A 23,419-nucleotide genomic window follows, 5' to 3' on the forward strand; every position below is an offset into this window, starting at 1 on the left:
CTGTATTGGTCGGGTGAAGTGTTATGGATGTACAAAAGCGTATGAAAGTACCTTAATCTAAAGATTTCGCATTGTTTTTTAATAAAAATTAGTTGCAATCGTTAATTATATGGCGTACTTTTGGGGCAAAATAAAAAGCCTTATGACACAGGCAAGGCTTACATAAAATTAATGGGATTTAAATAATAAAATATTAAGTATTTATGGCTGAATCAATTGATATCCGCGAGCTAAATGAGCGGATTGAAAGACAAAGTGCTTTCGTTACCAATCTTACGACAGGTATGGACCAAATCATTGTTGGTCAGAAACATTTGGTTGAATCACTGCTTATCGGATTACTTTCCGATGGACACGTCCTCTTGGAAGGTGTGCCTGGTTTGGCGAAAACTTTGGCTATTAAGACACTCGCTTCTCTGATTGATGCGAAATATAGCCGTATCCAGTTTACGCCGGACTTATTGCCTGCAGACGTTATCGGTACAATGGTTTACAGTCAGAAAGATGAATCTTTTAAAGTGCAGCGCGGACCTATTTTCGCTAACTTTGTATTAGCTGATGAAATTAACCGTGCTCCTGCAAAAGTACAAAGTGCTTTGCTGGAAGCAATGCAGGAACGTCAAGTTACTATTGGTAAAGAAACATTCATGTTACCGGAACCTTTCCTTGTATTGGCAACTCAGAATCCTATCGAACAGGAAGGTACTTATCCGCTTCCTGAAGCACAGGTTGACCGTTTCATGCTGAAAGTAGTCATTGATTATCCGAAGTTGGAAGAAGAAAAATTGATTATTCGTCAGAATATCAATGGTGAGAAGTTTAATGTGAAACCTATTCTAAGAGCGGATGAAATTATTGAAGCACGTAAGGTTGTTCGTCAAGTCTATTTGGATGAGAAGATCGAGCGTTATATTGTAGATATTGTATTTGCAACTCGTTTCCCTGAAAAATATGATCTCAAGGAACTGAAAGATATGATCGGATTCGGAGGTTCACCTCGTGCGTCTATCAATCTGGCTTTAGCTGCTCGTACGTATGCATTCATCAAACGTCGCGGCTACGTTATTCCGGAAGATGTACGTGCTGTAGCACATGATGTTCTTCGTCACCGTATCGGATTGACATACGAAGCTGAAGCTAACAACATGACTTCGGACGAAATCATCAGTAAGATTCTGAATAAGGTTGAAGTACCCTAATCTGTAGTTATAATACAGTCAATAAGTAGTCACAAATATCTATGCATGACTACTTAACTACCTACTAATTAACTACTGTATAAATGGAAACAAGTGAAATACTAAAAAAAGTTCGCCAAATTGAAATAAAGACACGAGGATTGTCTAACAATATCTTTGCAGGCCAGTATCATTCGGCTTTCAAAGGTAGGGGTATGTCATTTTCGGAAGTCCGTGAATATCAATTCGGTGATGATATACGTGACATAGACTGGAATGTGACTGCGCGCTTCAATAAACCTTATGTGAAAGTGTTTGAAGAAGAACGTGAACTGACAGTTATGTTAATGGTTGATGTTTCCGGAAGTTTGGAATTTGGTACGATCAAGCAGTTAAAGAAAGATATGGTGACGGAAATCGCTGCTACTCTTGCTTTCTCTGCCATCCAGAATAATGATAAAATAGGTGTGATTTTCTTTTCAGACCGGATAGAGAAGTTTATTCCTCCCAAGAAAGGACGTAAACATATCTTGTATATTATCCGTGAATTAATTGATTTCCAACCGGAAAGCCGTCGCACAAATATTCGTCTTGCCTTGGAATATTTGACAAACGTAATGAAAAGGCGTTGCACTGCATTTATCTTATCAGATTTTATTGATCAGGAAAGCTTTAAGAATGCGCTGACCATTGCTAACAGGAAACATGATGTAGTAGCATTGCAAGTATACGACAGGAGAGTCAGTGATCTTCCTCCAGTAGGACTGATGCAAATCAAAGATGCAGAAACTGGGCATGAACAATGGATTGACACCTCTTCCAAAGCTGTACGCCGGGCACATCGCGACTGGTGGATACAAAAGCAGACTGAACTGAACGATACTTTTACCAAAAGTAACGTAGATGCTGTATCCGTCAGAACCGATCAGGATTACGTAAAGGCATTGTTGAATTTATTTGCCAAACGAAATTAATGGAATCAAAGATGAATAGAAATATTATTCTGATAGCATTATTAGGTCTATTGTTTGTCAGTAAAGCAGTAGCACAGTCTGTTACAGTAGAAGCAAAAATTGATTCACTGCAGATACTGATCGGCGAACAGGCGAAAGTGCAACTGCAAGTAGCCATGGATGCCAAACAGCGTGCTATTTTTCCTGCTTACACTGATACACTGGTAAGAGGTGTGGAAATTATAGAAACAGTCAAACCAGATACCCAATTCCTGAATGATCGTCAGCGGATGGTGATTACGCAGGAGTACATTATCACTTCTTTTGACTCTGCTCTATATTATCTGCCGCCAATGCCAGTTACCGTAGATGGGAAAGTGTACAACTCCAAAGCTCTCGCATTAAAAGTATATTCAATGCCGGTTGACACCTTACATCCGGACCAGTTCTTCGGACAAAAACCTGTGATGAAAGCTCCTTTTGCATGGGAAGACTGGTATGGATTGATCGCTTGTTCATTCTTGGCTTTACCTTTGCTTGGCTTGCTGATCTATCTGATTGTTCGCATACGTGATAATAAACCGATTATCCGTAAAATTAAAGTTGAACCTAAATTGCCGCCACATCAGGCTGCAATGAAAGAGATAGAACGTATCAAGACAGAGAAGGTATGGCAGAAAGGGCTATCGAAGGAGTACTATACCGAACTTACCGATGCTATTCGTACATATATTAAGGATCGTTTCGGATTTAATGCATTGGAAATGACTTCTTCTGAAATAATCGATCAGTTATTGGAAATGAATGATAAAGAGGCCATATCAGACCTAAAACTATTGTTCCAGACTGCTGATTTAGTGAAGTTCGCCAAGCATAATCCTCAGATGAATGAAAACGATGCCAATTTGATTAATGCCATTGATTTTATCAATGAGACCAAACAACCGGAAGAGGAAAATCAGAAACCGCAACCAACGGAAATCACTATTATTGAGAAACGTTCTTTACGTGTTAAAGCTATGCTGATTTGTGGAATTGCATTGTTATCAGCAGCATTGATCGGTACCTTTATATATATAGGTCTACAGTTATACAATCTTTTTGTATAAAGGATGTATAGCTTAATACTAAATAGTAAACTGTTAAATCATAAATAAAATGGTTTTTGCCAATATTGAATATCTGTTTTTGCTATTATTGCTTATACCGTATATTGTATGGTATATCCTGAAGCAAAAGAAAAGTGAAGCAACTCTTCAAATTTCAGATGCCCGGGTATATGCACATACACCTAAAAGTTATAAGAATTATTTGTTGCATGTTCCATTTCTATTACGCTGCCTTGCTTTAGTACTGGTTATTTTGGTTCTTGCACGCCCGCAAACTACTAATAAGTGGCAGAACAGTGAGATAGAAGGAATTGATATTATGCTGGCTATCGACGTTTCTACCAGTATGCTGGCTGAAGACTTGAAGCCGAACAGACTGGAAGCTGCTAAAGACGTAGCTGCAGAGTTTATCAATGGACGTCCCAATGATAATATCGGTATTACATTATTTGCAGGAGAAACTTTCACCCAATGTCCGTTGACTGTAGACCATGCTGTACTGTTGGATATGATACATAATATCAAATGTGGTCTTATCACTGACGGTACTGCTGTCGGTATGGGTATTGCAAATGCTGTAACCCGCTTAAAAGATAGCAAAGCGAAATCCAAAGTTATTATCCTATTGACGGATGGTACTAATAACAAGGGAGATATTTCGCCTATGACAGCGGCAGAAATAGCAAAAAGCTTTGGTATTCGTGTATATACCATCGGAGTAGGTACCAATGGAATGGCTCCTTATCCTTATCCAGTCGGAAATACGGTGCAATATGTAAGTATGCCGGTAGAAATTGATGAAAAGACATTGACAGAGATTGCCGGAACGACAGATGGTAACTATTTCCGGGCTACGAGCAACTCGAAGCTTAAAGAAGTATATGAAGAAATTGATAAACTGGAAAAGACGAAACTGAATGTAAAAGAGTATAGTAAGCGGGACGAAGAATATCATTGGTTTGCTTTAGCAGCTTTCCTCTGTGTCTTGTTGGAAGTACTATTACGTAATTCGGTACTCAAGAAAATTCCATAAGGATGTTTGTCAATCGTTATTTGCCAATCATAAAATAGTAAGAAGATGTTTCGATTTGGAGAACCTACATATTTATATTTATTGCTGCTATTACCTTTTTTAGCAGCTTTCTACTTGTATTCCAATTACAAGAGGAGAAAGAATATCCGACGTTTCGGAGATCCGACTTTGTTGGCTCAGTTAATGCCTGACGTATCCAAATATCGTCCGGATGTAAAATTCTGGATTATTTTTGTTGCTATTGGTTTGTTCTCCGTATTACTGGCACGCCCTCAATTCGGTTCAAAACTGGAAACGGTTAAACGCAAGGGAGTAGAGGTAATTATTGCTTTGGACATTTCAAACTCTATGTTAGCGCAGGATGTACAGCCTAGCCGTTTAGAAAAAGCAAAAAGATTAATATCCAGATTAGTAGATGAGCTTGATAATGATAAGGTAGGTATGATTGTATTTGCCGGTGACGCTTTTACACAGCTGCCAATTACAAGTGACTATATTTCCGCTAAGATGTTCTTAGAATCCATTAGTCCTTCGTTGATTTCTAAACAGGGTACAGCTATTGGGGAAGCAATCAATCTGGCAGCCCGTAGTTTCACTCCGCAAGAAGGGGTAGGACGCGCCATTATTGTTATTACTGATGGTGAAAATCATGAAGGTGGTGCAGTGGAAGCTGCCAAAGCTGCGGCAGAAAAGGGTATTCAAGTAAGTGTATTGGGAGTAGGTATGCCTGATGGCGCTCCAATACCGGTGGAAGGAACGAATGATTACCGCCGCGACCGGGAAGGTAATGTGATTGTTACCCGTTTGAATGAAGCTATGTGTCAGGAAATTGCAAAAGAAGGAAAAGGTATATATGTACGAGTAGATAATTCTAATTCAGCCCAAAAGGCCATCAATCAAGAAGTGAATAAAATGGCGAAGTCTGATGTAGAGTCGAAAGTATATACGGAGTTTAACGAACAATTCCAGGCTATTGCATGGGTTATTCTACTATTGTTATTGGCAGAAATCTTAATTCTGGATCGCAAAAATCCTTTATTTAAGAACATTCACCTGTTTTCTAATAAGAAATAGTTATACGTATGTTAAAAAGTAAATATATTCTATTCGCTGTATTTCTGTTAGCGGCAGCTGGTGTATCGGCTCAGAAAGCAGAACGCGACTATATCCGTAAGGGAAACCGTCTGTTTAATGATAGCGTATTTGTTGATGCAGAGGTGAACTACCGGAAGGCCTTGGAAGCTAATCCCAAGTCTACGGTATCCATGTATAATCTGGGAAATACCCTTTCGCAACAGCAAAAGTTTCAGGATGCCATGGAACAATATGTATCGGCCAGCAAAATAGAAAAAGATAAAATGAAACTCGCCCATATTTATCACAATATGGGGGTAATTTTCCAGGCTGGTAAAGACTACGCCAAAGCTGTAGATGCATATAAAATGTCACTGCGTAATAATCCTACCGATCATGAAACCCGGTACAATTTGGCTCTTGCACAGAAAATGCTGAAAGACCAACAAAATCAGCAGAATCAAGATCAAAATCAGGACCAAAACAAAGATCAGCAAAAACAAGATCAGAAACAGGACCAGAATAAAGACAAACAGAAGGATCAGAAACAAGATGAAAAGAAAGATCAGCAGCAACCACCGAAATCTGAAAAGAAACAAGATAATCAGATGTCAAAGGAAAATGCTGAACAATTACTGAATTCTGTCATGCAGGACGAGAAAGATGTGCAGGATAAAGTGAAGAAGCAACAAAAAGTTATGCAAGGCGGTCGCTTGGAAAAAGATTGGTAATATAAAGTTGATGATATAAATTTCATAAGCAATGAAAAAACTGATTATTATATTGATGGCATTGATAGCATATAGCACTCATGTGTTTGCTGATAAGGTGTCTTTTACTGCTTCTGCTCCTGATGCAGTGGTAGTAGGCGAACAATTCAGGCTGTCGTATATTGTAACTACACAAAAAGTGAAAGATTTTCGGGCACCATCAATCAAAGGTTTTGATGTATTGATGGGTCCAAGCCGTTCACAACAAAGTAGTACTCAAATAGTGAATGGTAATGTTACATCTACTAGTAGTATTACATTTACATACATATTAATGGCTAATAATGCCGGAGAATACACAATACCCGGTGCCTCCATTGTTGCCGATGGTGACCAAATGGTGTCAAACTCAGTAAAGATTAAAGTATTGCCACAAGATCAGGGTGGCAATAGCGGACAAAATAATAGTAGTAGTGGTTCTATACATTCCTCATCTGGTACAAGTGTCTCTAATCAGGACCTTTTTATTATGGCAAGTGCCAGTAAAACAAATGTGTATGAACAGGAGGCTTTTGTCCTGACCTATAAAATATACACTAGAGAATCCAACTTACAACTTAATAATGCGAAATTGCCCGACTTTAAAGGTTTCCATTCTCAAGAAATAGAAATGACAACCAATGCAAGATGGACTCCGGAGCATTATCAGGGACGTAATTACTATACAACGGTTTATCGCCAGTTTGTTCTCTTCCCGCAACAATCAGGAAAGCTATATATTGATCCGGCACAGTTCCAGATGACTATCGGAAAACCTGTGCAATCAGATGATCCTTTTGATGCTTTCTTCAATGGAGGAAGTAATGTCATTGAAATTAAAAAAAATATTTCCACTCCTAAGATAGCAATAAATGTCAATCCGCTTCCTACAGGTAAACCTGCAGATTTTTCAGGTGGAGTGGGAGAGTTCAATATATCTTCTTCTATCAACAGTAAGGAACTGAAAACCAATGATGCTATTACTATTAAACTGGTAATATCCGGTACAGGTAACCTGAAGTTGATTTCTAATCCGGAAATTAAATTCCCGGATGATTTTGAAGTATATGATCCCAAAGTAGACAATCAAGTCAGATTAACCCGGGAAGGGCTCACAGGCAATAAAGTTATTGAATATTTGGCAATTCCGAGACATGCCGGAACATATAAGATTCCGGGAGTATCTTTCAGCTATTTTGATATTCGCTCCAAATCTTATAAAACACTGAAAACAGAAGATTATGTAGTAAATGTTGAGAAAGGTGCAGGTAATGCGGATCAAGTAATTGCTAACTTCACGAATAAAGAGGACTTGAAAGTATTAGGTGAAGACATCCGTTATATCAAACAGAATGAAGTTACTCTCCAACCTAAAGGAAGTTTCTTCTATGGTTCAATGACATATTGGTTGTTCTATATCATTCCGGCTCTTGCCTTTATTATTTTCTTTATTATTTATCGTAAGCAAGCTGCTGAAAATGCAAATGTTGCTAAAATGCGTACGAAGAAAGCAAATAAAGTGGCAACGAAGCGTATGAAGCTTGCAGGAAAATTACTCTCCGAAAATAAAAAAGATGCTTTCTACGATGAGGTATTAAAGGCATTGTGGGGATATATAAGTGACAAACTGAATATTCCGGTATCTCGTTTATCTAAAGATAATATTGAAGAGAAACTAAGAAATCACGGAGTAAATGAGGAACTAATCAAAGAATTCCTGAATGCATTGAATGATTGTGAATTTGCCCGGTTTGCTCCAGGTGATGAGAATCAAGCTATGGATAAAGTTTATTCTTCTTCAATAGAAGTAATAAGCAAAATGGAGAATTCAATAAAACATTAACCCAGAAGAGATTATGTCATGAAAAAGATATTATTTTTTATATTATTATCAATGTCGCTTACTTGTTTCGGACAAGATTCGTTAAGCATTGATACTAGACAAACGAATGGAGTTGATTCTATCCACGCTTCGCATACCACATTTTCCAGTAATACACTGGAAGATGCAACAAAAGCTGAAGGAGATTCCGCATATATAAAAGAAGATTATGCAGCAGCTATTCAGATATATGAAGCATTACTGAAAAATGGAGAAGCTGCCGACGTCTATTACAATCTGGGAAATAGTTATTATAAAATAGGGGAGATAGCGAAAGCTGTTTTAAATTATGAGCGTGCTCTGCTATTACAACCAGGAAATGGTGACATCCGTGCTAATCTTGAAGTGGCACGTGCAAAAACAATAGACAAGGTTGAACCTGTTCCCGAAGTATTCTTTGTTTCATGGATCAAATCTCTGACAAATAGTATGAGCGTAGATGCATGGGCCACATGGGGTATTGTCTCCTTTATTCTATTGATTATCGCTCTCTATTTCTTTATATTCTCCAAACAGATTATGTTAAAGAAAATAGGATTCATATCAGGAATCATTTTGCTGATTGTCACTGTTTGCTCTAATCTTTTTGCTTCGCAACAAAAAGAGCATTTGGTTAATCGAAGTGAGGCGATAGTAATGAATCCGAGTGTAACAGTACGGAGTACTCCAAGCGAGAGTGGAACTAGCTTGTTTATTCTCCATGAAGGGAGAAAGGTAAGTGTCAAAGACAACTCTATGAAAGAATGGAAAGAAATTCGACTGGAAGATGGAAAAGTCGGGTGGGTACCTGCTTCTGCTATCGAGGTGATATAAAGGTCATTAATAGATTTTATATATTCAAGAAAAAAAGATAAGCAAATAATTTGTTTTATCTTTTTTTTTGCTTAAGTTTATAGCGTGATAAAAAAATCACATAGTATTAACCATTAAATTTATGAGACATGAGAACAATAACGTTTAATGAACTTCGTAAAATTAAAGATTCATTGCCTAGCGGTAGCATGCATAGAATAGCAGACGAACTTGGTTTGCACGTAGATACAGTGCGAAACTTCTTCGGAGGACACAATTTCAAGGAGGGAAAAAGCGTCGGAATACATCTCGAGCCCGGTCCAGATGGTGGGCTTGTAATGTTGGATGACACGACCGTTCTTGATCGGGCTTTAAAAATCCTAGATGAATTGAATATGAGTATGCAAAAAGAACAGGCTACCGAATCTGTGCAAGTTTAAAATATAACAAACTGAATCCCAATTGAATCAAACAATTGGGATTTCTTATTTGTTTTCACCTTATAAAATGTACATTTATGGAAGACAAATTAGTAACCCTGGCCATTCTGACATACACCAAAGCGCAGATCTTAAAGAATGTCTTGGAAAATGAAGGTATAGAAACCTACATTCATAACGTTAATCAAATACAACCGGTTGTTTCATCGGGAGTGCGTTTACGAATTAAAGAAAGCGATCTGCCACGTGCTTTGAAAATAACAGAAAGTTCTACATGGCTGTCTGAAAGTATAGTGGGAGAGAAGGAGCCCAAAGTAAAAGATAAATCAAATAAGATTTTAATTCCCGTCGACTTCTCTAATTATTCGATGAAAGCATGTGAATTTGCATTCAACCTGGCAAAAACAGAAAATGCAGAAGTCATCCTGTTGCATGTCTATTTCACGCCTATTTATGCATCGTCGTTGCCTTATGGGGATGTTTTCAATTACCAGATTGGAGATGAAGAATCTGTAAAAACGATTATCCAAAAAGTCCATTCTGATCTCAATGCTTTATCAGAGAAGATAAAAGAAAAAGTTGCATCAGGCGAATTTCCCAACGTTAAATATAGCTGCATCTTACGTGAAGGTATTCCAGAGGAGGAAATCTTAAGATATGCTAAAGAACAGCGTCCTATGGTTATCATTATGGGTACCCGAGGCAAAAATCAGAAAGACATTGATTTAATTGGCAGTGTAACCGCTGAAGTTATTGACAGGAGTCGCACGGCTGTATTGGCTATTCCGGAAAATACACCATTTAAACAGTTTAGTGAAGCAAAACGGATTGCCTTTATTACCAATTTTGATCAAAGAGATCTAATTGCTTTCGAGGCATTCTTTAATACTTGGAAATCATTCCATTTTTCTGTATCTTTGATACACCTTACAGATTCTAAAGATACCTGGAATGAAATAAAACTAGCAGGTATAAAAGAATATTTTCACAAGCAATATCCGGGGCTTGAAATTCATTATGACGTAGTGATGAATGATAATTTATTAAAAGGACTTGATCAGTATATCAAAGATAATCATATAGATATAATCACTTTGACTTCTTACAAAAGGAATATATTTGCTCGATTATTTAATCCAAGTATTGCCAGAAAAATGATTTTCCATTCAGATACACCATTGCTTGTTATTAACAGCTGATCAAATCAGGCAAAAAATGAGCATCCAAGATTAGGGAATAATAAATATTATGTTTAATAGAAAAAGGGGTAATATAATGACCTTACTCCTTTTTCTATTTTTATTTAAATGAAGAAATTTACCTGTTCCACTCAAGTCCATATCAAATATAAGATTTTTCAATTACTACTTTAAACTATTGAATAAAAAAAAGAAGACTACTATTTCTAATAGCCTTCTTATATTTTTTCAGAAAACGATCTTACTTCATCATCTTATCGATTTCTTCGAATTCAGGTCCCATATTCAAGTTATAGTAAACTCTGTAAAGACCTTGCAACCATAAATCTTGTTGATCGGGTTTTAAAGCTCTGGCTTTTTCATAGAATGGTTTAGCTTCTTCGTAGAATTTCTTAACCACAGCTTGTGCTTCAGCGTACTTAGGATCATTGATATCTGTTGTTGCTTTATCAGCATAATCCTGTGCTTTCATCAAATATACCAAACCTACATTAGAGTATGCTTCTGCATATTCCGGATCAGCAGCAATAGCTTTTTTGTAGTATTCGATTGCATTATCATATTCTTTCATATTATGATAAAGATATGCTTTTACATACAAATACAACTTGTTATTCGGATCATTAGCTAACATTCTATCAGCAAACTCCATAGCTTTAGAAGCTTGATTAGAGCTATTATAATAATCAACCAAATTAGCGAAGAAATAATCATTTCCAGGGAACTTAAGGATACCCTCTTCCAAAGACTTAATCCATGCAGCAGTATCACCTTTAGCCTTGTAAGCATCAGCCATCAACTGCATAGCAAATTTACCACCATCTTTATCAGATAAAGCTGCAGGAGCATATTTAATGATTGCATCTTTATCACCTACCCTATCAGCAGCTAATGTTGCGTAATAAGCAATTTGCGGAAGAAGAGTATCGTTTTTAGCCAATTCTTTATCAGCTAACATTGGATAAGAAGCTGACTCTACATAGGTTGCAAAGAACTTCAAAGCTTCTTTATTCTTGTCCAGGTTGAAATACTGAATACCACCATTAATCAAATTAGGACGTTCAGCCAACATACTGGAAGCATTAGCCTTCCGATATTTGTTTTTAACTTTTCCCTTTTCATTAGGTATTTCCGCTAATTCATCACACTTATTATAGTACTCATACATTTTCAGAATACTATTGTATACTTTCAATGTATCATACGGTTTCTTCAAAAAAGCATTTTTCATTTGCTCCTCGTTGATACGTCTCTGAATAAATCCAGCAACGTCCCATGTGTCAGCAAGATCCTTCGTTTCAGGATTCTTCATAGCCTCCTTAATAAGCTGTTCAGCCTGCTTAAAATTAGGTTTTACGTCATTAGCCATACTCTTTGCTTCTTTCACATTCTTCATCTGAGCGAATGAGAAGCTAACAGCCATCAATAAAACCATAGAAAATAATACTCTTTTCATGATTGTTGTTTGATTAATTATTAATATTATGTCTATTCCTCAATTTCGTTATTGCTTTCGTTTTCATTTACGTCCGCTGCATCATCAATATCAGGAGCATCAGCATTCGGATCACTCACGATTGTACCCTCTGCCTCTTCTGCCGGAATTTCATCTTCAAGACTTTCTGTCATAACCTTACATACCGAACCAATCTGGTCGTTACGTTTTTCAAGATTTATCAGACGAACGCCTTGAGTAGCACGGCCCATTATACGAACATCCGCTACCTTCAAACGAATAGTGATACCAGACTTATTGATAATCATCAAGTCATTTTCATCGGTTACCGACTTGATTGTTACCAACTTACCTGTCTTTTCGGTAATATTCATGGTCTTCACACCCTTACCTCCACGGTTCGTTTTACGATAGTCTTCAATTTCAGAACGTTTACCATATCCTTGTTCGGAAACTACCATTACAGATTCTGTCTCCAAATCTTTGATACAAATCATTCCTACTACTTCATCCTGACCATCATTATCCAACGTAATACCACGTACACCTGTTGCTGTACGTCCCATTACACGAACTGCTGCCTCATGGAAACGAATTGCACGACCATTGCGGTTTGCAATGATGATTTCATTATTTCCATTCGTCATACGAACTTCAATTACGCTATCATCTTCGCGGATAGTTATAGCATTTACACCATTCTGACGAGGACGAGAATACTGTTCAAGCAATGTCTTCTTTATTACACCTTTCTTAGTACAGAATAATACATAGTGGCTATTGATAAACTCGGAATCCTCTAAACTCTTCACACGCAAGTATGCAGTTACATTATCATCCGAATCAATATTCAACAAGTTCTGAATAGCACGGCCTTTAGAATTCTTCGTTCCTTCAGGTATTTCATATACTTTCAGCCAATAACACTTACCCTTTTGTGTAAAGAACATCATGGTATTGTGCATGGTAGCAGGATAAATATGCTCTACAAAGTCTTCATCACGGGTTTCCGTACCTTTCGAACCTACTCCACCACGATTTTGTGCACGGAATTCGGTCAACGGTGTACGTTTAATATAACCCATATGAGAAATTGTAATAATCATCTGATCATCTGCATAGAAGTCTTCCGGATTAAATTCTTCTGAAGAATAAACAATTTCAGAGCGACGTACATCTCCATATTTCGCTTTGACTTCTAACAATTCCTCTTTCATTACCCGACGACATACTTCATCATCAGCCAGAATACTTTCCAAATAAGCTATCTGCTTCATTATTTCTTCGTATTCCGCATGAAGCTGATCCTGCATCAGACCGGTTAACTGACGCAAACGCATTTCTACAATTGCACGAGCCTGAATTTCTGTCAGGTTAAATCGCTCAATTAAGCCCGTTATAGCGTCATTCGGAGTCTTTGCAGCACGAATGATGCGAATTACTTCATCAATATTATCTGAAGCAATAATCAAACCTTCAAGAATGTGCGCACGCTCTTTCGCCTTACGAAGATCGAACTGAGTACGACGAATAACAACTTCGTGTCTATGCTCTATGAAATATTTAATTAAATCTCTTAGATTCAACGTTTTTGGACGTCCATGAACCAAAGCCACATTGTTAACGCCAAAAGAGGTCTGCAAAGCTGTCATTTTATAGAGTTTATTCAACACTACACTTGCATTTGCATCACGTTTTATGTCAATAACAATACGCATACCATCACGGTCAGACTCATCGTTGGCATTTGAGATACCTTCTATCTTCTTATCATTTACAAGATCAGCAATATATTTAATCAGTTCGGCCTTATTTACATTATAAGGAATCTCTGTTATTACGATCTTGTCATGTGTTTGTCCGCTTTCAATTTCAGCTTTCGCACGCATAATTACACGTCCGCGACCTGTCAAATATGCTTCGCGTACACCACTCACACCATATATATATCCGCCAGTAGGGAAATCCGGTGCTTTAACAAATTCCATCAGTTCCTCTACCGTAATTTCCGGATTATCAATATATGCATCACATGCTTCAATCACTTCCGAAAGATTATGAGGAGGCATATTGGTAGCCATACCAACAGCAATACCGGATGCTCCGTTCACCAGAAGGTTCGGGATACGCGTCGGCATCACCTTAGGTTCCACCAGCGTATTATCAAAGTTTGGCTCAAAATCAACGGTTTCCTTATACAGGTCATCCATCATTGCTTCACCCAACTTATTGAGACGAGCTTCTGTATAACGCATAGCAGCAGGGCTATCACCATCCACAGAACCAAAGTTTCCCTGTCCATCTACCAAAGGATAACGCATTGCCCATTCCTGCGCCATACGTACCATTGCAAAATAAACAGAAGAATCCCCATGAGGATGATACTTACCAAGTACCTCACCCACGATTCTCGCTGACTTTTTATAAGGTTTGTCTGAAGTATTGCCTAATTCCATCATTCCGTATAAAATTCTACGGTGAACAGGCTTAAATCCATCTCTAACATCCGGAAGGGCACGCGAAACGATGACCGACATGGAGTAGTCAATGTACGATGACTTCATTTCCTCCTCGATGTTAATCTTTATAATTCTGTCTTGTTCAAGCATTTAAAATGATTATTAATTATACATTCTACGGTTTGTGAAAAACCACGCTAAAGTACTACTTTTCCCCGATATACGAAAGTTTTTAGAAAGAAAGTTTTATCATGACCGAGACGATAACCCGCCAAACTTTAAAATACGAAAATAAAAAGATAAAAACGATAAATATAATATGGAAAGATAAATAACATCGGTAAAAAAGAGCCTATTATTTGTTATACCTTATATATATAATACAAATACACAGTTTTTATGGCACGCCATTTGTAGATATAAGAAATAAAGCAAATATTGCAATACAAACTTGATTAAATGCGTATATTTGCCAGTGAATAACCCTTAGAAGAAAAGGAAAAAAGTATGAATAATCAATTCTCACAAAGAGTTTCCGACATTATCGTCTATAGTAAGGAAGAAGCGAATCGGTTGAGAAGTAGGTATATAGGTCCCGAACACCTGCTTCTGGGAATACTCCGTGACGGTGAAGGAAAAGCTATCGAGATATTGTCTAAACTCAACACCAATCTGGCTGCTATAAAGCAACAGATTGAAGCTCAGCTGAAGGCAGAAGCTGATGAAATGTTATTGCCTGATGTAGAGGTGCCGTTATCTAATGATGCGGCAAAGATATTAAAAATGTGTATTTTAGAAGCTCGTGGAATGAAAAGTAACATCGCTGATACAGAACATGTATTATTGGCTATTTTAAGAGAAAAAAACAATATGGCGGCTTCCGTACTTGAAGCAAACGATATAAACTACGTGAAAGTACTGGAGCAAGCTACATTGCAGCCGGATATCAATTCCGGCATGGGCTTTTCGGAAGACGATGAGGATGACGAAGAAATGTCTTCTCCTCGTTCCGGCAGAGGTGGCTCGGATGAACGCCAGCAGGCACAAACCGCTTCCAAGAAGCCGTCTAATGATACGCCGGTACTTGACAATTTTGGTACTGACATGACAAAAGCGGCAGAAGAAGGACGGTTGGATCCTGTCGTGGGCAGAGAAAGAGAAATCGAACGTTTAGCGCAGATATTAAGTCGACGCAAAAAGAATAACCCAATTCTGATTGGTGAACCCGGTGTAGGAAAATCAGCGATTGTTGAAGGTCTTGCATTGAGAATCATTCAGAAAAAGGTTTCGCGTATCCTGTTTGATAAACGAGTCGTTGCTCTTGACATGACTGCTGTTGTGGCAGGAACAAAGTACCGTGGACAATTTGAAGAACGTATCCGTTCCATTCTCAATGAATTGCAGAAGAATCCGAATGTTATATTATTCATTGATGAAATTCACACGATTGTAGGCGCAGGCTCTGCAGCAGGCTCTATGGATGCCGCCAATATGCTAAAGCCAGCATTGGCAAGAGGAGAAATACAATGTATCGGTGCCACCACTCTTGATGAATATCGTAAGAATATTGAGAAAGATGGCGCATTGGAACGTCGTTTCCAAAAAGTAATCGTAGAACCGACTACTGCTGCCGAAACTCTGCAGATTTTGCGTAATATCAAGGATAAGTATGAAGATCATCACAATGTGTATTATACGGATGAAGCATTGGAAGCATGTGTCAAGCTGACAGACCACTATATCACAGATCGTAATTTCCCTGATAAAGCCATTGATGCTTTAGATGAAGCCGGCTCACGTGTACATCTTACTAATGTCAATGTACCCAAAGAGATAGAAGAACAGGAAAAGCTGATCGAAGAAGCTAAAAACAAGAAAAATGAAGCCGTAAAATCGCAGAATTTTGAACTTGCAGCCAGCTTCCGTGATAAGGAGAAAGAACTTTCTATCCAATTGGATGAGATGAAAAAAGAATGGGAAGCCAATCTAAAAGAAAACAGGCAAACTGTTGATGCAGAAGAAATTGCTAATGTTATCTCAATGATGTCAGGCATTCCAGTACAACGAATGGCACAGGCCGAAGGCATCAAGCTAGCAGGTATGAAAGAAGATTTGCAAGCTAAAGTCATCGCACAAGACACAGCAATAGAAAAGCTGGTCAAAGCTATTTTGCGAAGCCGTGTAGGACTCAAAGATCCTAATAAGCCCATTGGCACGTTTATGTTCTTAGGTCCGACAGGAGTTGGTAAAACTCACTTAGCAAAAGAGTTGGCCAAGTATATGTTCGGTTCTGCCGATGCACTGATTCGTATCGATATGAGTGAATATATGGAAAAGTTCACTGTTTCACGCTTGGTTGGAGCACCTCCGGGATACGTAGGATATGAAGAAGGTGGCCAGCTGACAGAAAAAGTGCGCCGTAAACCATACTCTATTGTATTGCTTGATGAAATAGAAAAAGCACATCCGGATGTATTCAATATCCTGCTTCAGGTAATGGATGAGGGTCGTCTGACTGACAGTTATGGCAGAATGGTAGATTTCAAAAATACCGTTATTATCATGACTTCCAATATCGGAACCCGCCAGCTGAAAGAATTTGGACGTGGTGTTGGTTTTGCGACACAAAGCCGCCTGGATGATAAAGAATTCTCGCGAAGTGTAATACAAAAAGCTCTAAATAAATCATTCGCGCCTGAATTCATCAATCGTGTAGATGAGATTATCACGTTTGATCAACTTTCTCTGGAAGCGATAACAAAGATTATAGACATAGAGCTAAAAGGATTGTACGATAGAATAGAATCTATTGGTTACAAGCTTGTTATTGAAGATAAGGCGAAAGAATTCATCGCTAGCAAGGGATATGACGTACAATATGGCGCCCGTCCTTTGAAGCGCGCAATTCAAACCTATCTGGAGGATGGTTTATCCGAGCTCATCATTTCCTCGTCTTTAAAAGAGGGAGATACTATTCAAGTAACCCTTAATGAAGAAAAAGGCGAATTGGAGATGAAAGTTGTTTCTCCGGAATAGAGTTATTTCCTGAATAAGAAAATAATTTAATATGCCATAATGTCAGACCTTCGGGTCTGGCATTTTTTTTGTCTCTATATGGACAAATATCAATTAAAATTAATCAATAGATAAACTAAAAAAATATACGTATTATGCAAAAAGGTAATATTGGGGTTACAACAGAAAACATTTTCCCTATCATTAAAAAGTTTTTGTACAGTGACCATGAGATTTTTCTGCGCGAGTTAGTATCCAATGCGGTAGATGCCACTCAGAAGCTGAATACGCTTGCTTCTATTGGCGAATTCAAAGGTGAACTGGGTGACTTAACTGTTCACGTTGAATTAGGCAAAGATACTATTACCATTTCTGACCGTGGTATCGGTTTGACTGCAGAAGAAATAGAGAAGTACATCAATCAAATAGCTTTCTCTGGAGCTAATGACTTCCTGGAGAAGTATAAGAACGACGCAAATGCCATTATCGGACATTTCGGACTTGGCTTCTACTCTGCCTTTATGGTTGCAAAGAAAGTGGAGATTATCACTAAATCATACAGAGACGATGCAAAAGCCGTAAAATGGACTTGTGATGGCAGCCCTGAATTCACTATTGAAGAAATAGAAAAAGCCGACCGTGGATCAGATATCATCTTATACATTGATGACGACTGCAAAGAATTCCTCGAAGAAGCACGTATCTCCGAACTTCTGAAGAAATATTGCAGCTTCCTTCCTGTTCCTATTGCATTTGGAAAAAAGAAAGAATGGAAAGATGGCAAACAGGTAGAAACGGCTGAAGATAATATAATCAATGATACCACTCCTTTGTGGACACGCAAGCCTAGCGAACTTTCGGATGAAGATTACAAATCATTCTATAGCAAGCTATATCCGATGTCTGATGAACCACTCTTCTGGATTCACCTGAATGTGGATTATCCATTCCATCTGACTGGTATCCTCTACTTCCCGAAGGTAAAGAGCAATATTGAATTAAATAAGAACAAGATTCAGTTATATTGCAATCAAGTATATGTAACAGACTCTGTTGAAGGCATTGTGCCGGACTTCCTGACTTTGTTACATGGAGTAATAGATTCTCCGGATATTCCGTTGAACGTTTCCCGTTCATACTTGCAAAGCGACTCAAACGTGAAGAAGATTTCAACTTATATCACTAAGAAAGTTTCCGACCGTTTGCAGTCTATATTCAAGAATGATCGTAAGCAGTTTGAAGAAAAGTGGAACGACTTGAAAATATTTATCAATTATGGAATGCTCACACAAGAGGATTTCTATGATAAAGCGCAAAAATTCGCCCTTTTCACCGATACAAATGACAAACATTACACATTCGAGGAATATCAGACCCTTATTAAAGATAACCAGACAGACAAAGATGGAAATCTAATCTATCTGTATGCAAATAACAAGGACGAACAATACAGCTATATTGAAGCTGCAACCAATAAAGGTTACAATGTCTTGCTCATGGATGGCCAGTTAGATGTAGCTATGGTAAGTATGTTGGAGCAAAAGCTTGAGAAATCCCGTTTCACGCGTGTAGACAGTGATGTTGTTGACAATCTGATTGTAAAAGAAGACAAGAAAGGTGAAACTCTGGAAGCCAACAAACAAGATGCAATCACAACAGCCTTCAAGAGCCAATTGCCTAAAATGGATAAGGTTGAATTCAATGTGATGACGCAAGCGTTGGGAGAAAATTCGGCTCCGGTCATGATTACTCAAAGCGAATATATGCGTCGTATGAAAGAAATGGCAAATATTCAAGCCGGAATGAGCTTCTACGGCGAAATGCCTGACATGTTCAATCTGATCCTGAATTCAGACCACAAGTTGATAAAACAAGTATTGAATGAAGAAGAGAATGCCTGTCAAGCAGAAGTAGCTCCGATACTCTCCGAAATGGATAACGTCAACAAACAACGTAATGAGTTGAAAGACAAACAGAAGGATAAAAAGGAAGAAGACATCCCGACAGCTGAAAAAGATGAATTAAACGATCTCGACAAGAAGTGGGATGATCTGAAAAGCAAGAAAGAAGCTATCTTTATCGGCTATGCAAGCAATAACAAAGTTATCCGCCAGCTTATCGATCTGGCCTTACTTCAAAACAATATGTTAAGAGGTGAAGCTTTGAATAACTTCGTAAAACGTAGCATTGAGCTGATTTAATATCGCCCCTTTAAACATTACACATACTTCAAGAAAGAGCATTCAACGTTAAATACACGTTGTAATGCTCTTTTTCAATTTAAAACGATCGGCAAAATATCGATTAATTGAAAAGTATTGTATATATTTGAACACTTAATAGACAAAAAATTCAATTGTTTGATTTGGGTTATGAGAAAGATTTTTTTAGTGTTCATTACTTTATGGCTGATTATCCCGGCTATCCATGCCCAAAAAGTAGGACTTGTATTAAGCGGTGGTGGCGCCAAAGGAATGACTCACATCGGCATCATTCGCGCATTGGAAGAAAACAACATCCCTATTGACTACATTGCTGGTACTTCCATGGGAGCCATTATCGGCTCCTTGTATGCCATGGGATACTCTCCTGACGACATGGTAGAACTGCTCAAATCGGAGGACTTTAAACGATGGTATTCCGGAGAAGTGGAAGAGAAATACGTATATCATTTCAAAAAGAATCTTCCCACTCCCGAATTTTTCAATATTCGTTTTTCATTCAAAGATTCACTGAAGAGTTTAAAACCTCAATTCCTGCCTACCAGTGTTGTCAACCCGATTCAAATGAATCTCGTGTTTGTTGACCTATATGCACGTGCTACGGCCGCTTGTAAGGGAGATTTTGATAAACTTTTTGTTCCTTTCCGTTGCATTGCGTCCGATGTGTACAATAAAAAACAGTTAGTCATGAAGGAAGGAGATTTAGGAGATGCCGTCAGAGCTTCCATGAGCTTCCCTTTCATGTTTAAACCCATTGAAATAGACAATGTACTGGCCTACGATGGAGGTATCTATAATAACTTTCCCACGGACGTCATGAGAGATGATTTTCATCCGGATGTCATTATAGGAAGCGTTGTATCCACCAATCCCACTAAACCCAAGGAAAATGACCTCATGAGTCAAATTGAGAATATGGTGATGCAGAAAACCGACTATTCTATTCCGGACTCTATGGGGATTTTAATGACGTTCAAATATGACAACGTCAATCTGATGGATTTTCAACGCATCGACGAATTACATGATATAGGATATAATCGAACCATCAGCATGATGGATTCTATCAAAAGCCGTATCCATCGGCGTGTGAATCTGGACAATATTCGTTTAAGGAGAATGGTATACCGTAGTAATTTCCCGGAACTACGTTTTAAAAATATCATCATTGATGGAGCTAATCCACAACAACAGGCATATATGAAGAAAGAATTTCATAAGTCGGATAACAAAGAATTCACCTATGAAGATTTAAAGCAAGGTTATTTTCGATTGCTATCAGATAAAATGATTTCAGAAATCATACCGCATGCAATTTATAATCCGGAAGATGACACCTATGATCTGCATTTAAAAGTCAAACTGGAAAACAACTTTGCTGTACGGCTGGGAGGTAACATATCCACCTCCAATTCGAATCAGATCTACCTGGGACTTAGTTATCAGGACTTAAACTACTATGCCAAAGAGTTTATTCTTGACGGGCAACTTGGAAAGGTATATAACAACGTGCAATTTATGGCAAAAATAGACTTTGCCACTGCCATTCCTACCTCGTATCGTCTTATAGGTTCGATCAGTACTTTCGACTATTTTAAGAAGGACAAACTTTTTTCGCGAAATAACAAACCGGCCTTTAACCAGAAAGACGAACGTTTCTTGAAATTACAGGTTGGATTACCTTTCCTTTCGAGCAAGCGAGCAGAGTTTGGAGTAGGAATTGCAAGAATAGAGGATAAATATTTTCAAAAAAGTGTCATTGACTTCGGAAATGACAAATTTGATAAAAGCCGCTATGATTTATTTGGTGGATCAATTAGTTTTAATGGAAGTACTCTTAATTCCAAACAATATCCTACACGTGGATACAGAGAAGCCCTTGTAGCCCAGATTTTCGTTGGAAAAGAACGATTCTATCCGGGCGAAGGAAGTACGACCAGTAACAACAAAGATCATCACTCCTGGCTGCAATTATCTTATATGAAAGAGAAATATCATAATATGAGTGAACATTGGGTTTTAGGATGGTATTTGAAAGCCCTGTATGCCTCCAAAAACTTCTCCGAGAACTATACGGCCACAATGATGCAAGCTGGAGAGTTTTCTCCTACATTACATAGCAAATTGACTTACAACGAAGCCTTTCGTGCCAATCAATTTGTCGGAGCCGGCATTCGGCCTATTTACCGTTTAAGCCAGATGTTCCATCTTCGGGGAGAATTTTATGGTTTTATGCCTATTTATCCAATCGAAAAAAACTCGTTGAATAAAGCATATTACGGAAAAGCTTTCTCCAAGTTTGAATATTTAGGAGAAATTTCTGTTGTATGTCAATTGCCTTTTGGAGATATCTCTGCATATGTAAATCATTATAGCTCACCGAAAAGGGAGTGGAATGTCGGACTAAGTATAGGTTTACAACTATTCAATTATCGGTTCATAGAATAATTTTCTACAAAAAAAGTCGGTGAAAAGCTTGCTAATTCGGGAAAAGTCCGTATCTTTGCACCCGTTAAAACAAAATAAGGGTCGCGTAGCTCAACTGAATAGAGTAGCTGACTACGGATCAGCCGGTTACAGGTTTGAATCCTGTCGCGATCACTTTTTTGAATTAACAGAATGGCCGCGTAGCTCAACTGAATAGAGTAGCTGACTACGGATCAGCCGGTTACAGGTTTGAATCCTGTCGCGGTCACTGAAAAATTTACAAGTTATATTATTTGAGGTCGCGTAGCTCAACTGAATAGAGTAGCTGACTACGGATCAGCCGGTTACAGGTTTGAATCCTGTCGCGATCACAAAATCCTCTGCATTTGATGCGGAGGATTTTTATTTTCTCCCATTTCATCGAAGAAATTAGCTATAACTAAACTAAAAAGATTCAAAAGTCAGTCATTATAAACAAGCGATACATCCCCTCATATCTTTTATTTTCAATTCCCTCTTCACCTTCACCTTTCTTCCGGGCTCCCTATATATACATAGCAAAAATATAAGAATGAAAAAAGGGCGACAAGATAGAATCGCGGAGACGCTTACATTTCCAAACAGGTGAAAAAGGCTGTGTAAGAGTTGCCCTTCACCCGTAAACGACTTATAAAAATGAAGCATTATGGATTTAGCAGAAAATCGATTTGGAAAAACTTGGAAACATTTTTGGTGGTATGAGTTCCTGGATGTCCAGACGGGGCTATAGCGTTAAACAAGCCAAGGCAGATGTGGTCCGTGATTATTATGGCGGCGTTGAACCCTCCCAACCGACAACTTCCTCTCCTTCATTCACTCAAATAGCACCCGCCATGTTGTCGGAAGAAGAGTTTAGTCTTGCCGGGATCACAATCACCTTTAACAGTGGAACCACCATTTCGGTCAAACGGACCACACCCGGTGGTGTGATTAAAATGTTGCGCGATTACGAAAGAACGGAGGGAGATCTATGTATTCTCTAACATCAGCCAATCGCTACTATCTGTACCAGGGCTTTGTTCGTATGAACCTTGGCATTGACGGTTTATTCAAAATTATACGATCGGAAATGAAGGACTTGTCTCCCGTTTCCGGAGATATCTTTTTATTCTTTGGTAAAAACCGACAAAGTGTAAAAATACTGCGTTGGGATGGCGATGGCTTTCTTCTGTACTACAAGCGCCTCGAAGGTGGAAGTTTTGAGTTACCGACATTTAACCCCAATACAGGCAATTACGAGATTTCTTATCAGGTTTTGTCTTTTATCTTAAATGGAGTGTCATTAAAGTCTGTACGGTTGAGAAAGCGTTTTAGGATCTAATTCAACATTCTGATTATTAGTTATTTGTGCTAAAGATATCATCCGGTTTATTTGGCCAATTCGTTGATTTT

Annotated in this window: 16 protein-coding genes, 3 tRNA genes and 1 pseudogene; 18 read left to right on the top strand and 2 right to left on the bottom strand. The window is 38.2% G+C overall.

What is annotated here, in order from left to right; all coding sequences use genetic code 11:
- Positions 1 to 203 precede the first annotated feature (203 nt).
- The 10 genes from NQ505_RS18155 (at position 204) to NQ505_RS18200 (ending at position 10,409) form a co-directional block, all read left to right on the top strand.
- Positions 204 to 1,199: an AAA family ATPase gene (locus NQ505_RS18155; protein ID WP_004295977.1), complete on the top strand. Its 996-nt coding sequence runs from the start codon at positions 204 to 206 to the stop codon at positions 1,197 to 1,199.
- An 83-nt stretch (positions 1,200 to 1,282) separates the two neighbouring features.
- Positions 1,283 to 2,152 carry a DUF58 domain-containing protein gene (locus tag NQ505_RS18160; protein ID WP_008999635.1) on the top strand — a complete coding sequence of 290 codons (870 nt, stop codon included), beginning with the start codon at positions 1,283 to 1,285 and terminating at the stop codon, positions 2,150 to 2,152.
- Positions 2,152 to 3,240: a hypothetical protein gene (locus NQ505_RS18165; protein WP_008775675.1), complete on the top strand. Its 1,089-nt coding sequence runs from the start codon at positions 2,152 to 2,154 to the stop codon at positions 3,238 to 3,240. The genes NQ505_RS18160 and NQ505_RS18165 overlap by 1 nt, the downstream gene beginning before the upstream one ends.
- 49 nt (positions 3,241 to 3,289) lie before the next feature.
- Complete coding sequence (locus NQ505_RS18170; RefSeq protein ID WP_004295974.1) at positions 3,290 to 4,273, top strand: vWA domain-containing protein; 984 nt, start codon at positions 3,290 to 3,292, stop codon at positions 4,271 to 4,273.
- A 45-nt stretch (positions 4,274 to 4,318) separates the two neighbouring features.
- A complete protein-coding gene (locus NQ505_RS18175; RefSeq protein WP_004295973.1) occupies positions 4,319 to 5,347 on the top strand; it encodes a VWA domain-containing protein in 1,029 nt (342 codons plus the stop codon).
- An 8-nt stretch (positions 5,348 to 5,355) separates the two neighbouring features.
- Complete coding sequence (locus NQ505_RS18180; RefSeq protein ID WP_004295972.1) at positions 5,356 to 6,078, top strand: tetratricopeptide repeat protein; 723 nt, start codon at positions 5,356 to 5,358, stop codon at positions 6,076 to 6,078.
- A gap of 31 nt (positions 6,079 to 6,109) precedes the next feature.
- On the top strand, positions 6,110 to 7,939 hold the full coding sequence (locus NQ505_RS18185) for a BatD family protein (RefSeq protein ID WP_004325924.1): 1,830 nt from the start codon (positions 6,110 to 6,112) through the stop codon (positions 7,937 to 7,939).
- A gap of 18 nt (positions 7,940 to 7,957) precedes the next feature.
- A complete protein-coding gene (locus tag NQ505_RS18190) occupies positions 7,958 to 8,791 on the top strand; it encodes a tetratricopeptide repeat protein (RefSeq protein WP_032853596.1) in 834 nt (277 codons plus the stop codon).
- Between the two features lie 128 nt (positions 8,792 to 8,919).
- A complete protein-coding gene (locus NQ505_RS18195; protein WP_004295969.1) occupies positions 8,920 to 9,210 on the top strand; it encodes a hypothetical protein in 291 nt (96 codons plus the stop codon).
- A gap of 77 nt (positions 9,211 to 9,287) precedes the next feature.
- Complete coding sequence (locus NQ505_RS18200) at positions 9,288 to 10,409, top strand: universal stress protein (protein WP_004306068.1); 1,122 nt, start codon at positions 9,288 to 9,290, stop codon at positions 10,407 to 10,409.
- A gap of 241 nt (positions 10,410 to 10,650) precedes the next feature.
- On the opposite strand, the gene NQ505_RS18205 is transcribed toward NQ505_RS18200, so the two are convergent.
- Positions 10,651 to 11,865 (bottom strand): tetratricopeptide repeat protein, encoded by a 1,215-nt coding sequence (locus NQ505_RS18205; protein WP_008999638.1) that lies wholly within the window; start codon positions 11,863 to 11,865, stop codon positions 10,651 to 10,653.
- Between the two features lie 32 nt (positions 11,866 to 11,897).
- Positions 11,898 to 14,474, bottom strand: coding sequence for a DNA gyrase subunit A (gene gyrA / locus NQ505_RS18210; RefSeq protein WP_008999639.1), 2,577 nt, complete (start codon positions 14,472 to 14,474; stop codon positions 11,898 to 11,900).
- A 357-nt stretch (positions 14,475 to 14,831) separates the two neighbouring features.
- Here gyrA and NQ505_RS18215 point away from each other — a divergent pair, with 357 nt between their 5' ends.
- From NQ505_RS18215 to tnpB, 8 genes and pseudogenes are all read left to right on the top strand, one after another.
- Entirely contained in the window at positions 14,832 to 17,360 is a 2,529-nt protein-coding gene (locus tag NQ505_RS18215) for an ATP-dependent Clp protease ATP-binding subunit (protein ID WP_008999640.1), read from the top strand.
- A gap of 134 nt (positions 17,361 to 17,494) precedes the next feature.
- A complete protein-coding gene (htpG, locus tag NQ505_RS18220; protein ID WP_004306065.1) occupies positions 17,495 to 19,540 on the top strand; it encodes a molecular chaperone HtpG in 2,046 nt (681 codons plus the stop codon).
- Between the two features lie 171 nt (positions 19,541 to 19,711).
- Positions 19,712 to 22,009, top strand: a complete 2,298-nt coding sequence (locus NQ505_RS18225; protein ID WP_004295962.1) for a patatin-like phospholipase family protein — start codon at positions 19,712 to 19,714, stop codon at positions 22,007 to 22,009.
- Positions 22,010 to 22,088: 79 nt separating this feature from the next.
- Positions 22,089 to 22,162 (top strand) — tRNA-Arg (locus tag NQ505_RS18230).
- Between the two features lie 20 nt (positions 22,163 to 22,182).
- Positions 22,183 to 22,256, top strand: a tRNA-Arg gene (locus NQ505_RS18235).
- A gap of 29 nt (positions 22,257 to 22,285) precedes the next feature.
- Positions 22,286 to 22,359: transfer RNA gene (locus tag NQ505_RS18240), tRNA-Arg, on the top strand.
- Between the two features lie 314 nt (positions 22,360 to 22,673).
- Positions 22,674 to 23,010, top strand: a pseudogene (locus NQ505_RS18245) (hypothetical protein).
- The gene (gene tnpB, locus NQ505_RS18250) at positions 22,998 to 23,348 is read left to right on the top strand and encodes an IS66 family insertion sequence element accessory protein TnpB (RefSeq protein WP_004296723.1); all 351 of its coding nucleotides are present in this window, start codon (positions 22,998 to 23,000) and stop codon (positions 23,346 to 23,348) included. The pseudogene NQ505_RS18245 and the gene tnpB overlap by 13 nt, the downstream one beginning before the upstream one ends.
- Positions 23,349 to 23,419: the final 71 nt, after the last annotated feature.

The sequence above is a fragment of the Bacteroides sp. D2 genome (genome assembly GCF_025147085.1).
GTDB lineage: Bacteria > Bacteroidota > Bacteroidia > Bacteroidales > Bacteroidaceae > Bacteroides.